Source organism: Aeromicrobium sp. (genome assembly GCF_025965075.1).
Lineage (GTDB): Bacteria > Actinomycetota > Actinomycetes > Propionibacteriales > Nocardioidaceae > Aeromicrobium.
This window is the reverse complement of record NZ_JAOPXQ010000036.1, coordinates 1-9,535: the sequence shown is the minus strand read 5'-3', so window position 1 is coordinate 9,535 and position 9,535 is coordinate 1. Positions and strand designations below refer to the sequence as shown.

Genomic DNA, 9,535 nt, shown 5'->3' with positions numbered 1-9,535 from the left:
GGCAGCCTGCTGCTGGGCCTGGCCCTCTCGACGGGCAACGTCACCGAGAACGTCCGGGCCCTGTCGAACATCAACGAGGAGTCCCGCCTGGCCGTGGAGCGTCTCAGTCGTGAGCTGCGGCAAGCCGCCCAGGTGACGGCGGTGTCGCTGCCTTCCGCCTCCGCCGACCGCACCGCCCACACCTTCTGGACGGACTTCGACGGCAACGGTGCCCAGGACCTGAACGCCGCCGATCCGGAGATCCTCACCTACGAGTGGGATCCGCAGACTGATCGGCTGTCGTTGACCGTCAACGACGCCTCCGGCACGTCCATCACCCGGCCGTTGCTGGCCGCCAACGTCTCCGCGCTCACGCTGGACCTTCGCAGCAGCGAATGGCAGCTCGACGCGGACGGGGACGGGCGGACCACCTGGCAGGAAATCGACGTGCCGGCGGCGGGCGGCAACGGCAACGGCGTGCCTGACGGACCAGAGCTGCTCAAGCTCGACCTGATCGGCGTGACCATGACGGTCCTCGACGGAGCCCGCGCCCAGACCTACACCACACGCGTCGACCTCCGGAACCGGGGCTGAACATGCACGCCATCCACTCCACCCGTCCCGACCATGCTGGCGTCCGATGGCAGGACCGGGGCTCGGCGATGATCCTCACGCTCATGGTGATGACCCTGGTCACCGTCCTGAGCGCGACCGTTGCGGTCGTGACGATCAACAACCTGCAGGCGTCGTGGCGCTCGCGCCAGGCCGGCGCGGCGCTGAGCGCGGCCGACGCGGGCGTCGCTCAGGCGGTCACCTACCTGCGGAGCTCGGGAGTCCGTGGCCTGGACTGCTCGCCCACCTGCCCGAGCAATCCGTGGGGCAGCTCGACGACCCCCGCCTCGGTGACCCTGCCGGGGGCTGCAGGTCAGTCGTACAAGGTCTGGATCAAGCCTGTCACGCCCTTCCCCCAGAACGATCCCGGTGTCTACCAGATCCACTCCACCGGCTCGGCGGCCGGCGCCGCCTCACGACCGGTGACCGCCGAGGTGAGCGTCACCAGGAGCGACGTGCCCAAGGGAGTCTTCGCCCGGTCCGTCAGTGGGGGTGGCAGCGCGTCGGTGACCAACCAGAGCGTCTTCTCGACCAGCTGCGTCAACGATCGGTCGAAGATCGCGATGAACGGTTTCGACCTGGCCTACGACGGCATCCCGGTCGGCGTCCATTCGTCGGCGACCATCACCGGGTCCAAGGGCTGCACCACCACGAACTCGATCCACTCGGCCAGGCCGTGCAGCACCGGCTATCCCTACGACCAGGATCGTCTCGGCGGACGGCTGACGGCGGGGGACGGGTGCTACGACCCGCGGATGGCAGGGTCGGGTCCGTGGGCGAAGTACTACTCGACATATGACACGAACGGCGACGGCACCAAGGACGTGTCGTCGCAGATCAAGTCCGACGCCGACCTGTTCAAGATCTTCGGCTTCCAGCCGGAGCTGAGCCAGGAACGCATCGACTCGTTGCGGATGCTGGCGCAGTCACAGGGGAACTACTGGCAGTCCTCGAGCCACTGGAGCAGTCCGGACGAGGCCAACGCCGTCATGTTCTTCGACCTCGCCGGGACAGACACCGGCGGCACCGTGAACCTGAACGACATCACCGGGTTCGGCCGTGACACCAACACGTCCGGCACCGCCCCGTCGTGTCCTTCGCGATCGCTCATCATCGTCATCGAGGGCGGCAACGCGAAGCTGAACTCCAATCAGAAGCTCGCCGCGTCGCTGATCCTGACCGGGAAGTCGCCCAACCTGGGGCAGCTCACGAAGGCCAACGGCAACGCGACGTTCATCGGCACGATCTTCGCCGACACGATCAACCTGGTCGGCAACGTGGACATCACCATGGACGCCTGCTTCCTGGCCAACCCGAGTCCCGGCCTGATGGACTTTGCCGTGACGTCGTACCGCGAAGAGGACCGCGGACTCGGCTGACCGAGGCGGTCAGCCGATCAGCTCGAACACCTTGAAGATCGGCAGGTACAGGGCGATGATCATCGACCCGACCACGCCGCCGAGGAACGCGATCATCAGTGGCTCGATGAGGGCGGTGAGCGCCTCGGTCGTGGCCTCGACCTCGTCGTCGTAGAACTCCGCGATCTTCTGGAGCATCTTGTCGATGGCGCCGGACTCCTCACCGGAGGCGATCATCTGCACGACCATCGGCGGGAAGACCTGGTGCGCCGCCAGCGGAGCCGACACGGACTCGCCGCGACGCACCGACTCCTGGACCTCCTTGAGCGCCCGGGAGATGACGACGGAGCCCGTGGTCTCGGAGACGATCTCCAACGACTGCAGGATCGGCACGCCCGAGGACAGCAACGTGCCCAGATTGCGGGCGAAGCGAGCCAGGGCGAGCTTCTGGAACAGCTTGCCGAACACCGGCAGCCGCAGCTTCAGCGGATCGACGACGTTGCGCACCGGCTCGGTCTTGCCGAACCTGCGCCACCACCACAAGCCGACGACGGCGAGCACGACCAGCAGCGGCAGCATGAACCGCATCGACCTGGACAGGACGACCAGCACCTGGGTGGGCAGCGGCAGGGTGCCACCCAGGTCCTTGAACATGGCCTCGAAGGTGGGAACGACGAAGACCAGCATGCCGACGCACATGAGCATCGCGAGGACGAACACGACGATCGGATAGGTCAGCGCCGCCTTGATCTTGCCGCGCAGTCTCACCTCGGCCTCGAAGTTGTCGGCGATCTGACGCATCGTGACGTCCAGGAACCCGCCGGCCTCACCGGCTCGGGTCATGTTGACCATCAGCGGGGGAAAGATGTCGTCCTTCGCGAACGCGGCCGACAGGCTCATGCCGGCCTCGATGTCCTGCTTGACCCTGCGCAGGATTCGGCGCAGCTCGGGGTTGTCCGACTGCTCCGCGAGGATCGTCAGTCCCCGGAGCATCGTCAGGCCCGCGTCGATCATGGTGGCGAACTGCCGGGAGAAGATCGCGAGGTCCTTCATCTTCACGCGCTTCTTGCGCCCGAAGCTGATCTCCTTCTGCATGCCCGCGTTGGCGGGACGCACCTCGAGCGGGGCGTAGCCCATGCCACGAAGCTTCTCGGCGACGGCCGCCTCCGAGGCGGCCTCCACCTTGCCCTCGACCAGCTTGCCGCCGGGTCCTCGGACCTTGTACGAGTACTGCTGCGTGGTCATGGAGTTCCTCGATGCTCGTCGGTGTCGTCAGCGCCGGCCGTCGGCAGCGGTGCCGCCGGCGTTGACGAGAGTGTCGAAGTCGGCACGGTTGGAGCAGTTCTCGACACCCGTCTCGTAGCTGATCCGGCCTGTCTTGACCAGTCCCGCGAGATCGGCGTTCAACGTCTGCATGCCGTCCTTGGCCCCCGACTGCAGCGCGCCCTGGATCTGCTGGAGCTTGTCGTCCCGGATCATCGCCCTGATGCCGGAGTTGCAGACCATGATCTCCACGGCGGCCGCGCGGCCCTTGCCGTTCGCGGTCTTGACCAGGGTCTGGCACAGCACGCCCTGGAGGGTCGCGGCCAGCTGGGTGCGGACCTGCTGCTGCTGATCGGCCGGGAACACGTCGACGATGCGGGTGATGGTGTCCTGCGTGGACTGCGTGTGGAGCGTGGCGAAGACGAGGTGACCGGTCTCGGCGGCGGTCAGGGCGACCGAGATGGTGTCGAGATCGCGGAGCTCACCGACGAGGATGACATCGGGATCCTGGCGCAGCACGTGCTTGAGGGCGCCTCGGAAGCCGTGCGTGTCCTGGCCGACCTCCCGCTGGTTGACCAGGCAGCCCCGGTGCTGGTGCAAGAACTCGATCGGATCCTCGATCGTCATGATGTGACCGCGCCGGGAGCGATTGATCTTGTCGATCAGGGCCGCGAGCGTGGTGGACTTGCCCGAACCCGTGGGGCCGGTCACCAGCACGAGTCCACGCTTGAGGTGGGCGAAGCTCTCGACGACCGGAGGCATGCCCAGCTCCTCGAGCGGCTTGATCTCCCACGGGATCGCGCGCATGACGGCGCCGAGCGATTCACGCTGCTGGAAGACGTTGACGCGGAACCGGGCGTGACCGGGGACGGCGTAGGCGAAGTCCAGCTCGAGCTCTTCCTCGAAGACCTTGCGCTGCCGCTCCGTCATGACGCCGTAGAGGGTCTCCTGCAGCTGGCTCGGGGTCAGCTTGGCGTACCCGTCGATCACCTGCATGTCACCGCGGACCCGGACGGTCGGCGGGGCGTTCGTGGTCAGATGCAGATCGGATCCGCCGAGCTCCAGCACGTGGATGAGCAGGTCGTCGAGGACCAGGCGCCGGTCGGTGGGTGCGGGAGCGGGCGGCGCCTGCCGCGGGGGAGCGGCCGGCACGGCGGCCGCAGGTGCCACCTGCGGGGGACCGACCGGCACGGTGGCCGCAGGTGCCACCTGCGGGGACCCCGCGAAAGGGAGCCCGAAACCACCCGAGTCAACGGGCGAGGAGAACTGGTTCACGTCTGTCCTACGGTCGATGGGGAGCGGGCGTTCGGAGCCGCTAGGAGCATCGGTTCCGGCAGTCACGATCTTGAGGGTCCCGCGCCGGGAGACCGGCTCAGACGACGACGCGCAGGACCTCCTCGATGGACGTCCGGCCCTGCAGCACCTTGAGCCAGCCGTCGTGACGGAGCGTGACCATGCCCTGGGCCCGGGCGGCACGACCGACGTCGTCGGTGGAGGCACGTGCGACGGCGAGGCGTTCGATCTCCTCGGTGACCGTCATGACCTCGTGCAGAGCCATCCGTCCGCGATAGCCCGTGTTGGCGCACTTCGAGCAGCCGCCGGGCTGGTACAGCGTCGGCACGCCCGCCTCGGGGTCCCACGGAATGCCGAGGCGGTCGAGCTCCTCGGCCTCCGGCTGGTACGGCTCCCGGCAGCGGTCGCACAGTGATCGGCACAACCGCTGGGCGAGCACCGCGTCGATCGCCGACCCGACGAGGAACGGCTCGATCCCCATCTCCACAAGACGGGTCACCGCCGAGGGTGCGTCGTTCGTGTGCAGGGTCGACAGCACCAGGTGGCCGGTGAGGGCGGCCTCGATCGCGATCTGCGCTGTCTCGTGGTCACGGATCTCACCGATCAGGATGATGTCGGGATCCGACCGCAGGATCGAGCGCAGGGCCGAGGCGAAGGTGAGTCCGGCCCGGGCGTTGGTCTGCACCTGGTTGATGCCGGTCATCCGGTACTCGACCGGGTCCTCGACCGTGATGACGTTGACATCGGGCTTGTTCAGCAGGTTCAGCGTCGCGTAGAGAGTCGTCGACTTGCCCGATCCGGTCGGACCAGTGGCCAGGATCATGCCGTAGGGCTTGGTGAACGACCGCTCGAACCGCTCGAAGTTGCCGGCGGAGAAGCCGAGGTCGTCCAGGCCCAGCAAGGTGTTGCTGTTGTCCAGGATGCGTGCCACGACCTTCTCGCCCCAGACCGTAGGCAGCGTCGCGACGCGCAGGTCGATGCGCCGTCCCTGGTGGTTCACCGACATCCGTCCGTCCTGGGGGATGCGCCGTTCGGCGATGTTCATCTCGGCCATGATCTTGAGCCGCGACACGACGCCGTTGTGGATGTTCTTGGGGGAGCGGTGGGCATCCTGCAGGACACCGTCGATGCGATAGCGGACCCGTAGATCGTGCTCGGTGGGCTCGATGTGGATGTCGGAGGCACGATCGCTGATGGCCTGGGAGATCAGCAGGTTGACGAAGCGGACGACGGGAGCCTCGTCGGAGACCTCGGTGAAGCTGTCGAGGTCATCGTCGGCCGACTGCTCGTTGGACACGAGGTTCGAGGTCAGGTCGTCGAGCTCGCCCTCTGCACGGTAGATCTGGTTGAGCTTGGTCACGATGTCGGTGCGGTTCGCCACGGCGAACCGCACCCGGCGCCTGGTCAACCGGCTGATGTCGTCCTTGAGCTCGATGTTCCCGGCCTGCCTGATGGTCACGGCGACGACCAGCTCGTCCTCGTCCCAGTCGATCGGCAGGACCGACGCCCGACGCGCGAACTCGGCTGGCAACGCAGCGGCGGCGCCGGCATTGACCGAGTACTCAGTCAGGTCGACGTACGAAAGTCCGACCGACTCGGCAGCGGTCCGCATCAGGTCGTCCCTGCGCACGATGCCCTCGTCGACCAGCACCTCGAGGGCGTTGTGCGCCCCGAGCTCGGCCGTGCGCTCCGCGTCGGCGAGCTGCTCAGGCGTCACCAGGCCGGCGTCGAGAAGCGCCCGGGCGGTGTTGCCTGACTGGTGGGGCGTCACGGTGGCTCCTGCATGCCTAGTCGGGGAGGATGGACAGGGCCAGGAGCGGGTCTTCGCGGTAGCGACGGATCAGCTCGGCGCTGGCTTCGTCGATCCGCGCATGCAGGGCCCGGCGGTAGCGGGTCAGCTGCTCGACAGCGGAGCGGATCCGCTCGACTGCGTCGGCGACCTGCTCCGGGTCGTGAGGATCCACCTCCTTGGCCCACATGTCGGCCAGATCGGGCAGGTCGGGCAGCGGGTCGGCCGCTCGGATGCTGGCGAGCAGGCCACGTGCCTGACCGGTGCCCGTGTCCCCCAACGCCCGCACGAGATCGCCGAAGCTGAGGTTGCCCTCGCTGTGGGCGCCGGCCTCGAGGACGTCGATCCGGGCGTGGGCGAGCCGCCGCCAGTACGAGACCTTGTCCTCCTCGGCCGTGAGGTGCTGGCGGTACGCCCGCAGCTCGTCGAAGGTCAGGCTCCTCGGCTCGCGCTCGGGCGGCGTGCCGGCCGAGACGGCGTCGCCTGGCAATCCAGACTGCGGCGTGACGTTCACGCGGCTCCCACCGGAGCGTCGACCAGTGTGGGATCGAGGCCCGCACGCTTCAGCATGACGCCGAAGTCATGCGTGTTCGACGACGCGAGCTTGGCCGCCGGGATGGACACGATGCCGTCGAGCACGAGCCGGACGAGGTGCTGGTCGAACGTCTGCATGCCGGAGTACCCGCCCCCGGCAACGATCTCGTCGATGGTGTCAGTGCGGTCAGGATCGGCGATGGCCTCGGCCAGGCGGGGGCCGTTCACCGCGATCTCCATGATCACCACCCGGCCCTGTCCATCGGCGCGGGGCACGAGCCGCTGGCAGACGATGCCTCTGAGGGAGGTGGCCAGACCCAGTCGTACCTGCTTCTGCTCGTGCGGCGGGAAGAAGTCGATGATGCGGTTGATCGTCTCCTTGGCGTCCGTCGTGTGAAGGGTGGACATCACGAAGTGGCCTGTCTCAGCGGCCGAGAGACCAGCCTTGACCGTGTCGGCGTCGCGCATCTCGCCGATCAGGATCACGTCCGGGTCCTGGCGCATTGCAGCACGCAGCGCCGTCGCCCAGTCAGCGGTGTCGGTGCCGAGCTCACGCTGGCTCACGCTGGCCAGCTTGTCGCGATGGATCACCTCGATGGGGTCCTCGATGGTCAGGACGTGCACCGCCCGGCTCTCGTTGATCGCGTCGACCATCGCCGCCATGGTGGTCGTCTTGCCCGAGCCTGTCGGGCCAGTGACCAGCAGGAGGCCGCGGGGCTCCAGGGCCAGCTGTCCGACGACGTCGGGCAGGCCTAGCGCTGCGAGTGACATCGGCTCGTCGCCGACCAGCCGCAGCACACAGCCAGCTGTGCCGCGGGTCCGGAAGGCGTTGACCCGGAACCGGCCGATGCCGGGCACGTCGAGTGCGTAGTCGGCCTCGTTGGTGGCGGCGAAGCTGTCCTCGACGTCACGCGGCATCGTCTCCAGGATGAGCGCCTCGGCCACCTCGGCCGTCAGAGGATCGACCTGCAACGGGACCAGGGATCCGGAGATGCGAATCTTCGGGGGGCTGCCGACCTTGATGTGGAGGTCCGACCCATGATTGACGACCACCGCATTCAAGTACGGTGCGATTTGCGTGGTCACTTCGCCGACGCCTCCGCATGATCTTTCGTCCGGACGGACCCTCCGTCCAGGCGACACGTTAGCGCCGAAGTCTGCTCGTGAGCCGCTGGACTGCCGAGTCGACGCCGGATAAATTCCCAGGCCTCAAGCCGAGGCTGTCCCGCGCCGATGAGAAGGATGGCTCGGGATCCATCGTCGTGGACCGGGTGGCCGACGCGAAGTGAAGGACACATGGCACGCACCTTGGTGGGTCTCGACATCGGCAGCTCTGGTCTGCGGGCCGGGGAGTTCTCGACAGGCAGCCGAAGGCTTCGTCTTCGCAGGTTTGCCGAGCTGAGGCTTCCCCCGGGGGTCGTGCGTGCCGGGATGGTCGTCGACCCTGACGCTCTCACCGCTGCACTCGCCGAGCTGTGGTCGATCGGGCGGTTCCGGAGCAAGACGGTCGTGCTGGGAGTGGCCAACGCCGGCGTCCTGGTGAGACAGATGGACCTGGACTGGATGGCCCCGGCCGACTTCGGCAGGGCACTGCGCTATCAGGTCGAGGATGCGCTGCCGATGGCGGTGGACGACGCCAATCTCGACTACCACCTGCTCGACGACCTGGAGCTCAAGGGCGAGGACGGCACACCCCGGCGCGTGGCGCGCGTGCTCCTCGTGGCCGCCGCTCGGGAGATGGTGGACGCGTTCGTGGGGGCGGTGGACCGCGCGGGCCTCCGCGCCGTGAGCGTCGACCTGGTGCCGTTCGCGCTCGTCCGGTCGGCGCTGATGTGCTTGCCGTCGGAGCCGGACGAGACCGCTCCGCTGGAGGCGTTGGTCGACATCGGTTTCGACGTCGTGACCTTGGTGGTGCATCAGGGCGGCCAGCCGCGCTACGTGCGGATGCTGCCCGGAGTGGGCAGCGACGCGATGTCACAGGCCATTCAGGAGCGTTACGACTGGACGTGGGACGAAGCTGAACGCACCAAGGTGGTCGTCGGGCTGCCCGGCCACGCGTCCGTGAAGCCGGAGGTCCCCCGCGCGGACGGGCTGGACCACCCCGCCCAGCGCGTCGTGGCCGCTGAGGCCGAGGCGCTGGCTGCCGAGATCGCGACGACCCTGGACTACGTGCGTGACGCAGACAGTCCCGAGCTGGCACGGGTCCTGCTCGCGGGCGCGGGCAGTCGGCTCGGTGGACTGCCGCAGCTGTTCCAGAAGAGGCTCGGCGTCCCGGTGGAGCAGATGGCCCTCACCGATCGGGTGCGGACCGCCGGCCGCGGCCGGGACACCGAGATTGACGACACGTCCCTGATGATCCCGGCCGGTCTGTGTCTGCGGGCCGGGGGCGCCCGAGGCGCGGAGGCGAAGCGGAAGCAGGTCGCGGCCGTCCTGCCGTCGGTCAACCTGCTCTCCCCGTGGTCGTTCGGACGCATCGCTGTCCGACGTCTGCGTATACGTTTTGCGGTCGGCTGTCTCGTGCTCGTGTCCGTCGCCACCGCTGGCTGGGGCCTCCAGATGATGCGGGTCGGGGACGCCGAAGCGTTGCTGACCGTCGAGACGGCCGAGACGTCCCGGCTCACCGAACGCACCAACGTCCTGCAACCGGTCAAGACCTTCGTCGCCGGTGTCGAGCAGCAGAAGGTGACCGTCTCGAAGACCATGGCCT

The 9,535-nt window shown here is 67.9% G+C and carries 8 protein-coding genes; 3 read left to right on the top strand and 5 right to left on the bottom strand.

The window, feature by feature from the left end:
* The coding region (locus JWQ91_RS02210; protein WP_297780215.1) for a hypothetical protein at positions 1-573 on the top strand (573 nt) is incomplete at its 5' end.
* 89 nt (positions 574-662) lie between these two features.
* Complete coding sequence (locus tag JWQ91_RS02205) at positions 663-1,970, top strand: hypothetical protein (RefSeq protein WP_297780213.1); 1,308 nt, start codon at positions 663-665, stop codon at positions 1,968-1,970.
* Between the two features lie 9 nt (positions 1,971-1,979).
* Here the strand turns inward: JWQ91_RS02205 and JWQ91_RS02200 are convergent, their stop codons facing one another.
* The 5 genes from JWQ91_RS02200 to JWQ91_RS02180 all read right to left on the bottom strand — a co-directional run bounded on the left by JWQ91_RS02200 (position 1,980) and on the right by JWQ91_RS02180 (position 7,971).
* Positions 1,980-3,194: a type II secretion system F family protein gene (locus tag JWQ91_RS02200; RefSeq protein WP_297780210.1), complete on the bottom strand. Its 1,215-nt coding sequence runs from the start codon at positions 3,192-3,194 to the stop codon at positions 1,980-1,982.
* A gap of 27 nt (positions 3,195-3,221) precedes the next feature.
* A complete protein-coding gene (locus tag JWQ91_RS02195) occupies positions 3,222-4,421 on the bottom strand; it encodes a type IV pilus twitching motility protein PilT (protein ID WP_297780208.1) in 1,200 nt (399 codons plus the stop codon).
* A gap of 163 nt (positions 4,422-4,584) precedes the next feature.
* Positions 4,585-6,276, bottom strand: coding sequence for an ATPase, T2SS/T4P/T4SS family (locus JWQ91_RS02190; RefSeq protein WP_297780205.1), 1,692 nt, complete (start codon positions 6,274-6,276; stop codon positions 4,585-4,587).
* 16 nt (positions 6,277-6,292) lie between these two features.
* Entirely contained in the window at positions 6,293-6,784 is a 492-nt protein-coding gene (locus JWQ91_RS02185) for a hypothetical protein (protein ID WP_297780202.1), read from the bottom strand.
* 20 nt (positions 6,785-6,804) lie between these two features.
* The gene (locus JWQ91_RS02180; RefSeq protein ID WP_297780199.1) at positions 6,805-7,971 is read right to left on the bottom strand and encodes a PilT/PilU family type 4a pilus ATPase; all 1,167 of its coding nucleotides are present in this window, start codon (positions 7,969-7,971) and stop codon (positions 6,805-6,807) included.
* A 90-nt stretch (positions 7,972-8,061) separates the two neighbouring features.
* Here JWQ91_RS02180 and pilM point away from each other — a divergent pair.
* Positions 8,062-9,535 (top strand): type IV pilus assembly protein PilM (gene pilM, locus JWQ91_RS02175; RefSeq protein WP_366521342.1); only part of this gene is annotated, 1,474 nt, incomplete at its 3' end.